The organism is Aeromonas sp. R7-5 (assembly GCF_040908015.1).
GTDB classification, from domain to species: domain Bacteria; phylum Pseudomonadota; class Gammaproteobacteria; order Enterobacterales; family Aeromonadaceae; genus Aeromonas; species Aeromonas caviae.
Window position 1 is genome coordinate 78,911 of record NZ_JBFOCZ010000027.1, and the last position, 15,515, is coordinate 94,425.

A 15,515-nucleotide genomic window follows, 5' to 3' on the forward strand; every position below is an offset into this window, starting at 1 on the left:
CATCCAACAAGGAGCTCTCGGCTATGGGTAAAAACAAGACCGGTATCATCCCGACAACCGGGGGACTTGCCGGTCAGAACCCAGTCACAGCAATGCGGCAGGTGGGTGATATACAGTGGAAAGATGCGCAGACCCGCACAATAGACGTTGACGGAACATCCTTTGCCTATCGGGTGCTTGGCCCTGATAGCAATGTGCCGGTGATCTTTTTGCACCATCTGATGGCGGTGCTTGATGACTGGGATCCACGAGTCATCGATGGCATCGCGGCGAAACGCAGAGTCATCGCTTTTGATAATCGCGGGGTCGGCGCTTCGGGTGGTGTGGTTCCGCATACCATCGAGGAGATGGGGCGTGATGCCATCGCCTTTATTAGAGCCATGGGATTGTCGCAGGTCGATCTGCTCGGGTTTTCGCTGGGCGGTGGTGTGGCACAAATGGTGGTCTTGCAGGCTCCGGAGCTGGTGCGTCGGGTTGTGCTTGCGGGAACGGGGCCCAGGGGCGGTGGCGGTATCGACGAGATCAATACAATTGCCGTCAGCGCTTACCTCAAGGCGGCGCTTACTCTGAGTGATCCGCGGCACTTCCTGTTTTTTCCTCGCACCCCGGATGGCAAGCGGGCGGCAAAGGATTACTTCTCACGTTTGAAAGAACGCACGACTGACCGCGACAAGTCCATCACTCTGCAGGCCAGACATGCCCAGCTCAAGGCAATACGGACAGCTGGATTGAGTGCGCCGGATGATCTCTCTGTCATCACTCAACCGGTGTTCGTGGCCAATGGTGATCATGACCTGATGGTCGACAGCAGGCTTTCTGCGGATCTGGCTCGCCGGTTGCCGAATGCCCGACTCACGCTTTACCCCGACTCAGGGCACGGTGGCATCTTCCAGCACTATCGGACCTTTGTGCCTGAGGTGCTGGCGTTCCTAGCGGATGATTCGACCCGACCCCAATGCACTGCCAAGGATGAATTGACCATGAAAGCACTCACATTCAAACGCTATGGCAAGTCGCCGGAGATCGGGTTCACGGATATTCCCCGTCCCGCACTGAAGGCGGACGAAATGCTGGTTCAGGTGTATGCCGCTGGCCTGAACCCGATCGACAACATGATTCCGACCGGCATGTTCAAACCGGTGCTTCATTTTCAGCTTCCCGCCACATTGGGCAGCGATCTGGCCGGTGTCGTGACCGAGGTTGGCAGTCAGGTGACCCGTTTCAAACCGGGGGATGCCGTCTTCGCCAGTATTTTCGATCGCGGTAACGGATCGCTGGCCGAATTTGCGGTGGTGCCTGAGCACGCAGCGGCGTTGAAACCAGCCAATCTGGATTTCGTGCAAGCCGCCTCGATCCCGATGGTCGGGCTCACCTCATGGCAAGCGCTGAAGGAGCGCGCCAATCTGCAGGCTGGCCAAAAGGTGTTTATCCCTGCCGGATCCGGTGGCATCGGCACCTTTGCTATCCAGCTGGCCAAGCAGTTGGGCGCACGAGTGGGCACTACGGTCAGCAACGGCAATATCGCGCTGGTACGCGAGCTGGGGGCCGATGAGGTGGTCGATTACAAGCGGCAGGCATTTGAGGACCAACTGCACGGCTACGACGCCGTACTGGGGACCGTCAGGGGAGATGCGACCGAAAAAGCCATCGATATCCTCAAGCCGGGCAGCAAGATTATCTCCCTCACCGGCCCGCTGGATGCCCCATTTGCTCGTACCAGAGGCCTGAATATCGTGCTGCGGCTCCTGTTCGGGTTGATGAGCAGAAAAATCAGGTCGCGGGCGAAAAAGCGAGATGTCGCCTACTCGTTCCTGTTTGTGCGTCCCGATGGAGAGCAGCTCACCGAAATCGGCGAGCTGCTTGAGACGCAACGGATCAAGCCGATCATCGACAAGGTCTTCCCGTTCGACCAGGCCAAAGAGGCGCTTGAATACCTTGCTCAGGGACACGCCAGGGGCAAGGTCGTCGTCAATATAAAGATGTGAACGTAGCCATGGTGGTTCGTTTACCCACACCATCCTTATCGAGGAACAATTCATGACCACACTTCCGACCGTCTTTATCACCGGCGCCTCCAGCGGTATCGGTGCCACCTATGCCGAACGTTTTGCTCGTCGCGGCCACGATCTTGTTCTTGTTGCGCGCAACAAGTCGCGCCTGGATGTACTGGCCATGCGCCTGCGTGAGCAACATCAGATAGCCGTTGAGGTGCTGCAGGCTGACCTGACCAACCCTGTGGACTTGCCGATACTGGAAGATCGGCTGAGGAGTGACACTCAGATCGGCATCCTCATTAATAATGCAGGCATGCCGCAATCCGGACGTTTTCTGGATCAATCTCCCGAGGCAATCGAAACCCAGATCGCACTGAACATCACTGCATTGACGCGGCTCGCCGCAGCGATCGCACCGCGCCTTGCACAATCCGGTACGGGGAGCATCGTCAACATTGGTTCAGTAGTGGGGTTTTCTCCCGAGTTCGGTGTCTCAATCTACGGTGCGACCAAAGCCTATGTGCTGTTTTTGTCACAGGGGCTGGCCCATGAACTCTCGCCTCAGGGGGTTTACGTGCAAGCGGTACTACCAGCAGCAACCCGCACTGAAATCTGGGAGCATGCAGGCGTGGATGTCAACACTCTCCCCGAGGTGATGGAGGTAGGTGAGCTGGTTGATGCCGCACTGGTCGGGTTCGACCGCCGCGAGTTGGTGACGATTCCGCCGCTTCATGTCGCCGAACGCTGGACCGTTCTGGATGAGGCACGTCAAGGGCTGATGTCGGATCTTCGCCAAGCCCATGCCGCCGAGCGATATCAAACACAGGGTTAAGGCCACATTTGAACGCAACGTGAGGAAATATGTTCCTCATCCATCTAATCGGGCCGTCGTCGTAGCAGGACGGTACTGTTCGATTGCAATATGCAAAGAGACCTGATGGTGACCGACTTGAGCCAAGGCTTGCTTGTCACATGGTGACAAACTCTCTTGTATTGGTGGGATGTTAGGAGCACGCAGTTATTGAAGCAGGCCTGATGAGGATCAGGCCTGCTTTCTGTGCTGCTAGCGCATGGTCACAAACTCTTCCGCGCTGGTCGGATGGATGGCGACGCAGTTGTCGAAGTCCGCCTTGGTGGCGCCCATCTTCATGGCGACGCCGAAGCCTTGCAGGATTTCGTCCATGGCGAAGCCGATGCCGTGCAGGCCGACCACCTTCTCTTCCGGCCCGACGCAGACCAGTTTCATCCGGGTGGGCTGGCGATGCTGGGTCAGCGCCGAATACATGGCGGTGAACTGGCTGCGGTAGACCTTCACCTGATCTTCACCGTATTCGGCGATGGCTTCCGGCTCGGTCAGGCCGATGGTGCCGATGGGCGGGTGGCTGAACACCACAGTCGGCACCAGATCGTAATTGAGGTGCTCACCCGGCTTGTTGTTGAACAGCCGCTCCGAGAGGCGGCGGCCTGCCGCGACAGCCACCGGGGTGAGCTGGATGCGGCCGGTGTTGTCACCGACGGCATAAAGGTTGGCGACGGCGGTGTTCTGGAACTTGTCGGTGGGGATGAAGCCCTTCTCGTCTAGGGTGATGCCGGTGGCAGCCAGATTGAGGTTGTCGGTGGCAGGCACGCGACCGATGGCCCAGATGAGGCAGTCCACGGTGAGGTGGCGACCATCTTCCAGTTGCAGGGTCAGGCTGTCGTCTGCGTTCTTGATGACGGCCTTGGGAATGGCGTGGGTGTGCAGCTTGGGCCCTTCCTGCGCCATGATCTCCACCAGGGTCTCGTGGATCATGGGGTCGAAGTTGCGCAGCGGCGCATGCTTGCGCACCACCAGATGGGTCTCGGAGCCAAGTGCCTGCATCACGCCTGCGATCTCCACGGCGATATAGCCGGCACCCACCACGGCAACCCGTTTGGGCTGGCTTTGCAGGTCGAAGAAACCGTCGGAGTCGATACCCAGTTCGGCGCCCGGAATGGTCGGGACCTCGGGGCGGCCGCCGGTGGCAATCAGGATGTGATCGGCGCTGAAGTGCTCGCCGTTCACCTCGACGGTATGGCTGTCGACGAAGCGGGCGAAGCCCTTGATGACAGTGATCTGGTTCTTGCCCAGCACGTTCTGGTAGGACTGGTGAATGCGCCCGATATAGGCCTGACGGGATTCGACCAGTCTGGCCCAGCTGAAGTGGTTGAGCGTGGTGTCGAAGCCGTAGTCGGCGCCATATTTCAGTGCATCGGCGATCTGGCCTGCATACCACATGGCCTTCTTCGGTACGCAGCCGACGTTGACGCAGGTGCCACCCAGCTCTTTGGCTTCGATCAGGGCGACTTTCTTGCCGTACATGGCTGCCCGGTTGGCCGAGGCGATGCCGCCGCTGCCGCCACCGATGGCGATGTAGTCAAAATGCTGTGCCATTGCGAGGTTCTCCGCTCGTTAAGAATGCAGTCACAGCATGATGGGGACAAAGCGGCCGGCCCACAAGAGCCGGTGCTCAGTTCTGCTGGATGGGCAGACGAATGTGGAACTGGGCACCCTGGCCCGGTTCGCTGGCGCAGTGGATGCGGCCACGCAGCAGCTGGACCACCAGGTTGTAGATGATATGGGTGCCGAGCCCGCTGCCACCCTGGCCCCGCTTGGAGGTGACGAAGGGATCGAAGATGCGCGGCAATATCTCCGGGGGGATGCCGCGGCCGTTGTCACTGTAGTCGATGACCAGCTCGTCTCCCTGCTGCGCCACCTGGATGGTGATCTTTCTGGGCCTGTCCCAGCCATCGAAACCGTGATGGATGGAGTTGAGGATCAGGTTGGAATAGATCTGGGTGAAGCTGCCCGGGAAGGAGTAGATGCTCAGCTTGGGATCGCACTGGATGTCCACCTCGCACTGGGCCTTCTTGAGCTTGTAGCCGAGGGAGACCACCACCTGATGCAGGTTGTCGGCGAGGCTGAAGTTGTAGCGGGCCTCGGAGGACTGATCGACCGCTACCTGTTTGAAGCTGGCGATGAGTTCGGAGGCGCGTCTCAGGTTGCCTTGCAGCAGTTGCATCGACTCGTCGAGATTCTGGGTGAATTCGTTGAGGTAGGAGCGGGAGAGCTGCTTGGCCTCGATATGCTGCTTGAAGTCGGCCACACGCTCCTGCAGGTAGGAGGAGGCGGTGACGCTGATGCCGATGGGGGTGTTGATCTCGTGGGCCACGCCGGCAACCAGGGAACCGAGGGAGGCCATTTTCTCCGACTCCACCAGGGTCTGCTGGGCCTGCTTGAGATCGTCATAGGCCTTGCCCAGCTGGTCGTTGGCATCGCTCAGGCTGCGGGTGCGTTCCGCCACCTTGCCTTCCAGCTGCTCGTTGAACAGGGTGATCTCCCGCTCCACCTTTTTGAGGGGGGTGATGTCATAACCAAAGCCGATCAGGTACTTGAGGTTGGGCCCCTCGTAGAAGGGAGCGAAGGTCCACTGCAGTACCAGCTCGTTGCCCTGCTGGTCGTGCATGGTGATCTCCCTGTCCTCCAGGGCGCCCTGCTCGGCCAGGGTGGCGGCCAGCTCGTCACGCTGCTCCTTGCTGACGAAGAGATCCAGCCAGTTGTGCTGCAACAGCTCCTGGTGGTGATAGCCGGTCAGCAGGATGGCCGCCGGGTTGATGCTGGCGATGTTGAGATCCGGCTCCATGCAGCAGATGACCATGTTGGCGGAGTTGATCAGGGTGGCGGAGAAGTCCCGCTCCTGCTGGAGCTGATCGGCGGCCTGATGGCGGGCCGTGAACTCGTCGTTCAGCCGGGTGCGCATCTGGTTGAGGGTGGCGGCCAGGGTATCGAATTCGTCAGGGGATTTGCGGGGCAGGGGGCGACCTTCCAGGGTCAGCTCCACCGCGAGGCGATCCAGGCTCAGTTTCTGGGCATAGCTGACGATGCGGTTGATATGACGGATCACCAGATAGTAGATGATGACCAGGATGCAGAACGAGACGACCAGGGTCTTGATGGTCTGGCTGACCAGGATCAGCACGGATTTCTCGATGAGGCGCTGGTAGACCTGCTCCAGGGAGGCGGCGACGAACAGCTTGCCGACCACTTCCCCCTGATAGCTCAGGGTGAACTCGCGGGAGATGTCGTATTGGGGCTGCTCCACCCCCTGGGTGAGCAGGGGCACTTCCGAATTGCCCAGCATCTCCTTGACCATGACGAACTGCATGTTGGGCAGGTTCATGATGCCCTCGATCTGCACCTTCACCTGCTCTTCATCCAGATTCCAGAGACTGGCCGAGATGGGTTGCAGGAAGGAGGCCTCGATCTGGCCGATGCTGGCCTCGATGACGGTCACATCCTTGTTGTAGTCCCAGGCGAGCTGAAGCACGGTGATGAGCAGTGCCAGCACCGTACTGCAGATCAGAATGTAGGAAAGCAGACGATAAGAGAGTCCGTTAAGGCCGACGGCCTTGGAGAAGATTCCTGACATGGCGTCCTTGCGGTCTGGATTGAGTGCGGTTTAGTTTAACTGCTTCATGGACTTATGTCGTGTGTCATCCAATGGATAAAAATAAGGCCCCTTTCGGGGCCTTATTTGTGTGGGCTGGGATCAGTGACCGCCCTTGGCTTTTGCCGGGATGGATTCGTCGAATTCCGGCAGCGGCTTGTGTTCGGATGCCAGGAAGGTGTAGATGACCGGCAGCACGAACAGGGTGAACAGGGTGCCGATGGCCAGACCCGCCACGATGACGATGCCGATGCTGAAGCGCTGTGCCGCCCCCGCACCCGAGGCATAGAGCAGCGGGATAAGGCCTGCGATCATCGCCGCCGTGGTCATCAGGATGGGGCGCAGACGGACCTTGGCAGCCTGCATCACGGCTTGCATCCGGTTCAGACCATGGAGCAGCTGCTCCTCCTTCGCCACCTCGCAGATCAGAATACCGTGCTTGGTAATCAGACCGACGAGGGTGATGAGACCGACCTGGGAGTAGATGTTCATGGTGGCCATGCCCCACGCCAGGGCGATCAGCGCGCCACTGATGGCCAGCGGCACCGACACCATGATGACCAGCGGGTCACGCACGGATTCGAACTGGATCGCCAGCACCAGGAAGATGATGGCCAGGGCCAGGGCGAAGGTGGCGTAGAGCGCATTCCCTTCGGTCACGAACTGGCGGGCTTCACCCATGAAGTCGTAACGATAGCCTTGGGGCAGCTTCTCTTCCGCGGTCGCCTTGAACCAGTTGATCGCATCCCCCATGGCCACGCCCGGTGCCGGCACGGCGCCGATGGTGGCGGAGTTCAGCTGGTTGAAGTGGGGCAGGGCACGGGGCTCTCCCTTCACTTCAATCTTGATCAGGCTGCCCAGCGGGATCGACTTGCCGTCGGCGGCACGCACGTAGTACCCCTTGATGGACTCGGGGTTGAGACGGAACTTGCGCTCCACCTGCGGGATCACCTCGTAGGAGCGGCCATCCAGGTCGATACGGTTGACGTAACCGTCCGCCATCATGGTGCCCATGGTGATGCCGATGTCCTGCATGGTGATGCCGTAGGCACCCGCCTTGTCCTTGTCGATGCTGATCTTCATGGTGGCCGAGTCGTAGTTCAGATCGAGATCCGAATAGACGAACTGGCCGTTGGCCTGGGTTGCCGCCAGCATCTCACCCGCGATCAGGAACAGGCTCTCGAAGCTGTTCGGGGTGGTGATGACGAACTGGATGGGCAGACCGCTCGAGGCCCCCGGCAGTTCCGGGAACTGGAAGGTGGTGATGGCCATCCCGGGGATGTCCTTCACCAGACCGGCAACCCGATCCAGCACCTCTTTCTGGCTCGCTTCACGCTGGCTCCATGGCACCATGGAGGCGATACCGAATGCCTGGTTGGAGTTGAACACCCCTGAGAAGACCTGGGAGTAAGCGATCTCCGGCTGGTCGTCCAGGACTTTGTTCACGTCCGCCATGGTGTTTTCGATGTAGTCCAGGTTGGCGTTGGAAGGTGCCGTCCCCAGCACCGCCATGACGCCTTTGTCCTCGGACGGGGCCAGCTCGCTCGGAATGAACTTGAACAGCAGCGGCAGGCTGGCGAACACGATGACGGCAAACAGGATGACCACGATGCGCTTTTGCATCACGGCATGGAGCATGGCGTCGTAGCGGGCCGTCATCCGGTCCAGCAGATCGTGCACGGTACGTTCGAACTTGCCGGGCTCCTCGTTGGCCCTGAGCATCTTGGCGCACATCATGGGCGACAGGGTCAGGGCGATGATGCCCGAGACGAACACGGCGCCCGCCAGGGTCAGCGCGAACTCCTTGAACAGGGAGCCGGTGATGCCCCCCATCAGGGCGATGGGCGCATACACCGCCGCCAGGGTGACCGTCATGGCGATGACGGGCACGGCGATCTCCCGGGTACCTATGATGGCGGCCCGGAACGGCTCTTCCCCTTCCTTGATGTGACGGTCGACGTTCTCCAGCACCACGATGGCGTCATCCACCACCAGACCGATGGCCAGCACCATCGCCAGCAGGGTCATGAGGTTTATGGAGAAGCCGAACATGTCCATCATCATCACCACGCCGATGAGGCTCAGGGGAATGGTGATGATGGGGATGATGACCGCCCGGAACGAACCGAGGAACAGGGTGATCACCACCAGTACGATGGCGGCCGCCTCCAGTATGGTCTTGATGACCTCGTGGATGGATTCGTTGATGGCGATGGTGGAGTCATACAGGACGTTCACCTGCATGGTGCTCGGCATGTTGCGCTTCAGGCTCGGCAGCAGCTCCAGCACATCGTGGGCGATGTTGATGGGGTTGGCTGTCGGGGCTGCGTTGATGGCCAGAACTACGGCCTCGCGGCCGTTGGCGCTGGCGCGATAGATGTCGTGGCTCTTCTCCAGGGAGACCTTGGCGATGTCGGAGAGACGGATCACCTTGCTGTCGCGGGTGGCGACCACCAGACGCTTGAGCTCTTCGATGTTGCCGACCTGGGTCTCGGCGTTGCCGTTGAACAGGGTGAAATAGCCGGTGGCCTGGCCAGTCGCGGACTGATAGTTGTTGCTGTTGAGCACCGTCATCACGTCGCTTGAGGTCAGGTCAAAGGCGGCCATCTTGGCCGGATCCAGCCACACCCGCAGGGCGAATTCGACCCCGCCATACAGATCCACCTTGGAGACCCCGCCCACGGTAAACAGCTGGGGCTTGATGACCCGCTCCAGGTAGTCGGTGATCTGGCTGGAGTTGAGCTCCGGGCTGGTGAAGCCCATGTAGAGCACCGCCGTGGTGGAGCCGGTGGAGGAGGTGACCGAAGGGTCTTCCGCCTCTTTGGGCAACTGGGAACGCACCGAGTTGACCTTGGCCAGGATGTCGGACAGCGCGGCGTTCGGATCGGTGTTGAGCTTCATGTACGCCGTCACCGTGGAACTGCCCAACTGGCTCGAGGAGGTCATGAAGTCGATGTTGTCGGCCTGGGCGACCGCCTGCTCCAGGGGCTGGGTGATGAAGCCCTGGATCAGGTCCGCACTGGCGCCATAGTAGCTGGTGTTGACCGTGATGACGGTGTTGATCACCTCGGGGTATTCACGCACCTGCATCTTGAAGATGGCCTGGAAGCCCAGCAGGGCTATCAGGAAGCTGAGCGAGATCGCCAGCACAGGCCGTTTTATGAATATGTCAGTAAATCGCATCGCAGCTCTCCGCGCTTACAGCATCGGGGTTTGTGCCGGAACGGCAAGGGCATCGTTCTCGACCACGTGCACCTTGGTATCGTTGCTCAGGCGAACCTGACCCGACAGCACGATTTGATCGCCAGCCTTGATGCCGGACAGCACATGGACATCGTTGCCGCGACGCTCACCTGCCTTGACCACCACCTGCTTGGCGCGTTTCACGCCGTCAGCCTCGTGAATGACGTAGACGTTCTCGCCATAGAGGGTGAAGGAGATGGCGGACTGCGGGATCACGATCTGGTCCTTCACCGTGGGTAGTATGATGCTGGCGCGGGCGAACATGCCGGAACGGAGCTGGCCGTCGTTGTTCGGGATGTCTGCCTGCACCTGGATCAGGCCGCTCTGATAGTTGACCGCGGGCTCGATGGCCGTGATCTGGCCGTCAAACTGGGTCTGGGGATAGGCATCCACGTTGATCTTGATGGTCTGTCCCAGGGTGATTTTGGAGATGTCGGTCTGGGGCACGGTGAAGCGCAGGCGCATCACGCTGGTGTCTTCGAGGCGCACAATCTGGGTACCCGGTTCCAGATACTGGCCGAGGAAGACGTTGCGCAGGCCCACGGCGCCGCTGAAGGGGGCTCGCACCTCACGACGGGCGATGGTGGCCTTCAGACTGTCGATGTCCGCCTCCAGGGAGCGGTAGCTTGCCTCGGCATCATCCAGCTGGTCCCGGGAGATGGAGTTCTTCTGATAGAGGTTCTTGTAGCGCTCGAACTTGGCCCTGGCTGCCGGCAGCCTGGCCTGGGAGGAGTTCAGATTGGCTTTTTCCACACTGGAGTCCAGGCTCAGCAGCAGTTGATCCGCTTTGACATGTGCCCCCGATTCGAACCGGATGCTGTCGATGGTGCCTGACAGCTCGCTGGAGAGGGTGACCCCCTGGTTCGGCTCGATGAAGCCGATGGCTTCAATGGTGGGGACCCAGTCCTGCGCCTTGGTGACCATGGCGGTGACCGGGAACTCGGGCTCGGGCCGATTGGCCATGAACTCTGCAATCTTCTTCTGCTTGAACATATTGAAGCCGATGACACTGCCAAACAGGGCGAGTGCTATCAGCAACATGATGGCCATCCACTTTTTCATGAACAGGCTCCTGTGATGGAAACATTAGGGTTTAAAATGGCATTCCAGCTGGCCCGGATGACCGTCTCCAGCTGTTCCTGCGTCAATTCGAAATCGTGAACCCGGCGCTGCTGTGCCAGGTTGGCCACGCAATCCAGACTCAATGCTTGCAACACCAGAATGGGGAGATCGATGAAGAGTCCCTGTTGGCGTCCTTGCTCAAAGAAGCGCTCAAGTGGCGCCCACGTCGCCATTATGACCGGATCCCGCTCCAATTCAGCCCCCAATGGAGAACTTTCGTACTGCAATTTGCACTTGAGTGCATTGGGGTAGCTGGTGAAGATGGCATCGATGTTGAGCCAGAGGCGCCGATACTGCTTATAGGACACCTCTTCTATCTGCACACCTTCCATGACCAGAGGATGACACTTGAGGATAGTGTGCTGATAGAGCTGGCGGATCAGATCATCCTTGTCGCTGAAATAGCGATAGATGGTGCCTGCCGCCACCTTGGCTTTCTTGGCGACCACGGCAATGGAAAGGCCGTAGAAGCCCTGCTCGCCGAGGATCTCGTGAGCTGCTTCGAAAATGCGTTCTTTCTTATCCATGGTTATCAGAGGTCAACGACTGAATGAACGTTCATTCATTCTAGGTGGGCGCAAAGGCAAGTCAAGCATTGCCCATCATCTCTGACCCTATGGGGTGAGGGATTCAAAAAGTAGTGGGGAATTGCTGGATCCAGCCTGAACAAAACAAAAATAGTTGAAAAGGGTCGGAAGTGATTGAAAAACAGGCACTTGATTCTTTGTGTCAAAAAAAGAGTAGACAAGGTCGGCATCATCATCAATAATGCGCCCCGTTCGACAGCGTAGCGCCCGTAGCTCAGCTGGATAGAGCGCTGCCCTCCGGAGGCAGAGGTCACAGGTTCGAATCCTGTCGGGCGCACCATCAAAAGTGCGCCGGTTAAACGGGCGTGTTGAAGAACGAAAACAGCTGTGGTGGCTGTAGCTCAGTTGGTAGAGTCCCGGATTGTGATTCCGGTTGTCGTGGGTTCGAGCCCCATCAGCCACCCCATTTTACAGCTTGTCAGGTACGCGAAGGTGGCGGAATTGGTAGACGCGCTAGCTTCAGGTGTTAGTGCCCCCCGGGTGTGAGGGTTCGAGTCCCTCTCTTCGCACCATACTTGCTGTATGACGAGGATGACCAGATGGTCATCTTTGTGTTTTTGGAATACCCCCTCGGTGATTAGCGCAGCCCGGTAGCGCATCTGGTTTGGGACCAGAGGGTCAAAGGTTCGAATCCTTTATCACCGACCACATTTGAAAACCCCGCTCAGGCGGGGTTTTTGCTTTTTGGCGTTTCTCTTCCGCTTTTTCCTGTCACGTCTTTTTACACTTCTTCAGGCGCCTGTTCGCCACGAGTTCGCTATGCTGGGGCCCGGAGCCGCGAGACAGGGGACGCTCGGGCACGGACCAGATACAAGGCCTATGCATCACCATATCACTTCTCTTCAACTCTCCGTGCTGGCCATGGCCGCACTGCTGCTGGGTGGTTGCGCCCTGCAGCCGAAACCGGAAGATCTTCTGATGGGCGCCGCCCCCACGCCAAAGGCCGAACTCGAGGCCACCTTGGTGACCAGTGGTGGCTTCTGCGTGACCCTGAGCGAGCAGGGCCGTCTGCTGACTCAGCCCTGCGATCAGCAATCGAACCAGTCATTCAGCTGGGATGTCGGTGCCCTGCAACTGGCCGAGGATTGCCTGGTCGCCAAAGGGGAGGATGGTCTGGGGATGGAGGCGTGCCGGGAGGAGAGCCATCAATGGCTGTGGCAGGGGGATCGTCTGTTCAATCGGCAGGTGTCACTGTGCCTGGATGTGGCGGGTCGCCGTCACAAGCCCGCCGTCCCCCTGCGCCTCGCCGAATGCTATGGCGGCGCCAACCAGAGCTTTGAGTGGACGCCATCCGGCACGCTGTTGAACCGTCTGGTGCGCCCGGCTCTGGCGTGGTGACAAGAGGGCGAGAAGCAAAAAGGGTGGCCCATGTGGCCACCCTTTTTCTATCCGCGACGGGGGTACCGTATCAGCGGGTCTGGGAGGTGAACAGTTTCTCCAGATAGACGGCAACGCCATCTTCATCGGAAGTGAGGGTCTGTTCGTGCTCTGGCAGGGCCTGTTTGAGGCGATCGTGGGCGTTGCCCATGACCACGCCACGGCCCACCATGCTCAGCATCTCGAAGTCGTTCATGCCATCGCCGAAGGCCACGGCCTGGGACATCTCCAGCCCGTGCTGCTCCAGCACGGCGCGCACGGCATTGCCCTTGTGCACGCCGGCGTGCATCACCTCGAGGCAGTCAGGCAGGGAGAAGGTGACGTTGATCCGATCACCATATTGCTGGTTGAGGTGCGCCTCTATCTTCAGCAGCTTGTCGTGGTCGCCGATGTAGAACACCTTGTTGATCCTGTCCTTCGGGTGGTTGGCCAGATCCGCCAGGCGGTAGCTGAAGCCGGAGTCGTGATGGAACTGCAGCAACCAGGGCAGCTCCTCTTCAACCAGCCACTCGTCGCCGTAGTAGACGTTTATGTGTATGGACGGATCGCGTTCCATGGCGATCAGCTCGGCCGCCACCGTGCTCGGCAGCGCCTGGTTGTAGACCAGCTGATCCTGCTTGTCGTGTACCACGGCGCCGTTGGAGGTAATGAGGTAGATATCCAGCCCCAGTGCATCGCGGATGCTGCGTACATCCACATGGTGACGGCCGGTGGCGACCACGAACTTGACGCCCTGATCGACCAGACGGTGCAGGGTATCCCGGGTGCGGGAGGAGATCTGGTGCTGCCCGTTGAGCAGGGTACCATCGAGATCGGACACAACTACCTTGAACATCATTACCTCGACTTCAATTGAACGCCGGGGGAGTGTACCCCAGCGTCTGCCGTCACCCCATTTATTTAGGGATCCAAAAAATAACCAGCCCCTTCTGGTTGCGTCAGTAGCGCGCGAAGAAGGCCAGGGTTGCATTGAGCGCGGTGTGGCGCTGGGGATCCGCCTCGATGAAGAGCTCGTGCCAGGCCCCGTCGATGCGCAACGGCTTGCCCCCTTCACATTGGGCCTTGGCGCAGAAGGCCTCCTGGGCGGTGTTGTCTACCACGCTGTCCTCGCCGGCCTGCAGCAGCAGCAGCGGCGTCTTGATGGCGCCGGCGTCGGCTACGGACGAGTCCGACCCTGTGATGGCCTGATGGATCCAGTGGGCGGTGGCGCCCCCCAGCCTGACCTGGGGATGCTGCTCGTAGATCTGGCGGAAGGCCTGATAACGCGCCGTGCTGTGGGTCAGCTCGTTGTCGGCAAAGCCGTGATCCTCATAGGGTCCCTGACCCGGGCCGTAAGGGGGCTCGCCCACCCAGCCGCCGACCGTGCCGATGGTGGCCGCCAACCCCTTGGCCAGCCACTTTGGCAGGCCGCCGAGGTTGATGCCCATCATGGGGGAGGAGAGCACCGCCGCCTGGATGTCGTTCGGCCAGCGTTCCAGATAGCGGGCCGAGATGGCCCCCCCCATGGAGTGGGCCAGCAGGAACAGCTTGGCAGGCTTGTCCGGTACAATCACTTCGTCATGAAACTGTTTGAGATCGGCGACATAGTCGTCGAACTGGTCGACATACCCCTTCTCTTTGTCGGCCAGCATGCGGTCTGACATTCCCTGGCCGCGATGATCGATGAGGTAGAGGCTGTAACCCTGGCGCCAGAGATCCCAGGCCAGCTCCTGATACTTGAGGTAGCTCTCGACCCGGCCGTTGACGATGAGGATGGCGCGATCGATCTTGGGCTGGCGCAGGGCGGCATAGCGGAGGGTGACCCCGTCCTTGCCCTTGAACTCCCCCTCGACGGCATGCTGGCGCCAGAAGTCGGGCAGGGTCTGCTGATAGAGGGCGGGGACGTCAGCTTCAGTGGTCAGCTGGTAAGGATTGCTCACGGCAAGGGCTCCGGCAGAAAATAGGGTCAGGGCCAGCAGGGGCAGGTGGTTAAGCTTCATCAGTGTACTCTTCCGAAGGATCATCCGATTGCTGGGCGGCCCAGCCCTTGCGCGTCAGCTGCATCTGCTGCCACCAGCGTTCGTCCGCCAGGATCTCGCCGGCCGGACCGAGCTGGGGGTAGGGCATCTCTTTCTCCTTGCAGAGCTGTGCATAGACGGGATAGCCCCCCTCGAACAAGATGGTGTTCTGTTCTTCGGGCGTGAGTGGGCAGCCGCGCTGATAGCAGCCGGCCAGCTCGCGCTGGCGCTGGGCCTCGTAGAGGATGGCGGCGGCGGCCACCGAGACGTTGAGGGACTGCACCATGCCCACCATGGGGATGACGATATGGTGATCGGCCAGGGCCAGCGCCTCTTCGCCGATGCCGTGCTTCTCCTGGCCCACCAGGATGGCGGTGGGTCTGGTGTAGTCGATGGCGCGAAAGTCCACCGAGCTGTCGGAGAGGTGGGTCGCCAGGATCTGCATGCCGGAGGCCTTGAGTTCGGCCACCGCGCTGCCGATGTCCGGGTGCAGCTTCACGTCCACCCAGTTCTGGCTGCCGCGGGCGGTGCCCTTGCGCTTGTGGATCCAGCTCTTGGGCCAGACTGCGTGCACCCGGTGGATACCGATGGCATCGGCGGTGCGCACGATGGCGGCCAGGTTGTGAGGTTTATGAACCTCTTCCATGCAGACGGTCAGGTCGAGCTGGCGCTGGGCCAGCATGTCGGAAATGCGTTTGAAGCGTTCAGGAGTCATGTCGGTTTCTATGT

General features: G+C 60.0%; 11 protein-coding genes and 4 tRNA genes. 7 read left to right on the forward strand and 8 right to left on the reverse strand.

All coding sequences use genetic code 11. The features are described 5' to 3' along the window. Positions 1 to 23: 23 nt before the first annotated feature. Positions 24 to 1,985 carry an alpha/beta fold hydrolase gene (locus AB5Y53_RS11470; RefSeq protein ID WP_368182056.1) on the forward strand — a complete coding sequence of 654 codons (1,962 nt, stop codon included), beginning with the start codon at positions 24 to 26 and terminating at the stop codon, positions 1,983 to 1,985. A gap of 52 nt (positions 1,986 to 2,037) precedes the next feature. Further along, on the forward strand, positions 2,038 to 2,826 hold the full coding sequence (locus AB5Y53_RS11475; RefSeq protein ID WP_069651590.1) for an SDR family oxidoreductase: 789 nt from the start codon (positions 2,038 to 2,040) through the stop codon (positions 2,824 to 2,826). 231 nt (positions 2,827 to 3,057) lie between these two features. On the opposite strand, the gene gorA is transcribed toward AB5Y53_RS11475, so the two are convergent. The 5 genes from gorA to AB5Y53_RS11500 all read right to left on the reverse strand — a co-directional run bounded on the left by gorA (position 3,058) and on the right by AB5Y53_RS11500 (position 11,352). Next, positions 3,058 to 4,407, reverse strand: a complete 1,350-nt coding sequence (gene gorA / locus AB5Y53_RS11480) for a glutathione-disulfide reductase (protein ID WP_368182057.1) — start codon at positions 4,405 to 4,407, stop codon at positions 3,058 to 3,060. Positions 4,408 to 4,483: 76 nt separating this feature from the next. Then, positions 4,484 to 6,442, reverse strand: a complete 1,959-nt coding sequence (locus AB5Y53_RS11485; RefSeq protein ID WP_113978752.1) for an ATP-binding protein — start codon at positions 6,440 to 6,442, stop codon at positions 4,484 to 4,486. Positions 6,443 to 6,562: 120 nt separating this feature from the next. After that, positions 6,563 to 9,643: a multidrug efflux RND transporter permease subunit gene (locus tag AB5Y53_RS11490; protein ID WP_039040660.1), complete on the reverse strand. Its 3,081-nt coding sequence runs from the start codon at positions 9,641 to 9,643 to the stop codon at positions 6,563 to 6,565. A 15-nt stretch (positions 9,644 to 9,658) separates the two neighbouring features. Beyond that, positions 9,659 to 10,765 (reverse strand): efflux RND transporter periplasmic adaptor subunit, encoded by a 1,107-nt coding sequence (locus tag AB5Y53_RS11495; RefSeq protein ID WP_039040661.1) that lies wholly within the window; start codon positions 10,763 to 10,765, stop codon positions 9,659 to 9,661. After that, positions 10,762 to 11,352, reverse strand: coding sequence for a TetR/AcrR family transcriptional regulator (locus AB5Y53_RS11500; RefSeq protein ID WP_010672311.1), 591 nt, complete (start codon positions 11,350 to 11,352; stop codon positions 10,762 to 10,764). Before AB5Y53_RS11500 ends, AB5Y53_RS11495 begins: the two co-directional genes overlap by 4 nt. A 263-nt stretch (positions 11,353 to 11,615) precedes the next feature. Between AB5Y53_RS11500 and AB5Y53_RS11505 the strand changes: the two genes are divergently transcribed. The 5 genes from AB5Y53_RS11505 to AB5Y53_RS11525 all read left to right on the forward strand — a co-directional run bounded on the left by AB5Y53_RS11505 (position 11,616) and on the right by AB5Y53_RS11525 (position 12,750). After that, a tRNA-Arg gene (locus tag AB5Y53_RS11505) sits at positions 11,616 to 11,692 on the forward strand. A 50-nt stretch (positions 11,693 to 11,742) separates the two neighbouring features. Continuing rightward, positions 11,743 to 11,818, forward strand: a tRNA-His gene (locus AB5Y53_RS11510). Positions 11,819 to 11,838: 20 nt separating this feature from the next. Beyond that, positions 11,839 to 11,924: transfer RNA gene (locus AB5Y53_RS11515), tRNA-Leu, on the forward strand. A gap of 59 nt (positions 11,925 to 11,983) precedes the next feature. Next, positions 11,984 to 12,060, forward strand: a tRNA-Pro gene (locus AB5Y53_RS11520). A 171-nt stretch (positions 12,061 to 12,231) separates the two neighbouring features. Then, a complete protein-coding gene (locus AB5Y53_RS11525) occupies positions 12,232 to 12,750 on the forward strand; it encodes a ricin-type beta-trefoil lectin domain protein (RefSeq protein WP_368182058.1) in 519 nt (172 codons plus the stop codon). A 70-nt stretch (positions 12,751 to 12,820) separates the two neighbouring features. Here AB5Y53_RS11525 and AB5Y53_RS11530 read toward each other — a convergent pair whose 3' ends face one another. The 3 genes from AB5Y53_RS11530 to trmH all read right to left on the reverse strand — a co-directional run bounded on the left by AB5Y53_RS11530 (position 12,821) and on the right by trmH (position 15,501). Next, on the reverse strand, positions 12,821 to 13,624 hold the full coding sequence (locus tag AB5Y53_RS11530; RefSeq protein ID WP_368182059.1) for a Cof-type HAD-IIB family hydrolase: 804 nt from the start codon (positions 13,622 to 13,624) through the stop codon (positions 12,821 to 12,823). Positions 13,625 to 13,727: 103 nt separating this feature from the next. Further along, positions 13,728 to 14,768: an alpha/beta fold hydrolase gene (locus AB5Y53_RS11535; protein WP_368182060.1), complete on the reverse strand. Its 1,041-nt coding sequence runs from the start codon at positions 14,766 to 14,768 to the stop codon at positions 13,728 to 13,730. Then, positions 14,758 to 15,501 (reverse strand): tRNA (guanosine(18)-2'-O)-methyltransferase TrmH, encoded by a 744-nt coding sequence (gene trmH, locus AB5Y53_RS11540; protein ID WP_201889022.1) that lies wholly within the window; start codon positions 15,499 to 15,501, stop codon positions 14,758 to 14,760. Before trmH ends, AB5Y53_RS11535 begins: the two co-directional genes overlap by 11 nt. Positions 15,502 to 15,515 lie beyond the last annotated feature (14 nt).

Bases quoted from the DNA above. Each gene is read 5' to 3' on its own strand.
- AB5Y53_RS11470 (WP_368182056.1), top strand. From the start codon at position 24: ATGGGTAAAAACAAGACCGGTATCATCCCGACAACCGGGGGACTTGCC.
- AB5Y53_RS11475 (WP_069651590.1), top strand. From the start codon at position 2,038: ATGACCACACTTCCGACCGTCTTTATCACCGGCGCCTCCAGCGGTATC.
- gorA (WP_368182057.1), bottom strand. From the start codon at position 4,407: ATGGCACAGCATTTTGACTACATCGCCATCGGTGGCGGCAGCGGCGGC.
- AB5Y53_RS11485 (WP_113978752.1), bottom strand. From the start codon at position 6,442: ATGTCAGGAATCTTCTCCAAGGCCGTCGGCCTTAACGGACTCTCTTAT.
- AB5Y53_RS11490 (WP_039040660.1), bottom strand. From the start codon at position 9,643: ATGCGATTTACTGACATATTCATAAAACGGCCTGTGCTGGCGATCTCG.
- AB5Y53_RS11495 (WP_039040661.1), bottom strand. From the start codon at position 10,765: ATGAAAAAGTGGATGGCCATCATGTTGCTGATAGCACTCGCCCTGTTT.
- AB5Y53_RS11500 (WP_010672311.1), bottom strand. From the start codon at position 11,352: ATGGATAAGAAAGAACGCATTTTCGAAGCAGCTCACGAGATCCTCGGC.
- AB5Y53_RS11525 (WP_368182058.1), top strand. From the start codon at position 12,232: ATGCATCACCATATCACTTCTCTTCAACTCTCCGTGCTGGCCATGGCC.
- AB5Y53_RS11530 (WP_368182059.1), bottom strand. From the start codon at position 13,624: ATGTTCAAGGTAGTTGTGTCCGATCTCGATGGTACCCTGCTCAACGGG.
- AB5Y53_RS11535 (WP_368182060.1), bottom strand. From the start codon at position 14,768: ATGAAGCTTAACCACCTGCCCCTGCTGGCCCTGACCCTATTTTCTGCC.
- trmH (WP_201889022.1), bottom strand. From the start codon at position 15,501: ATGACTCCTGAACGCTTCAAACGCATTTCCGACATGCTGGCCCAGCGC.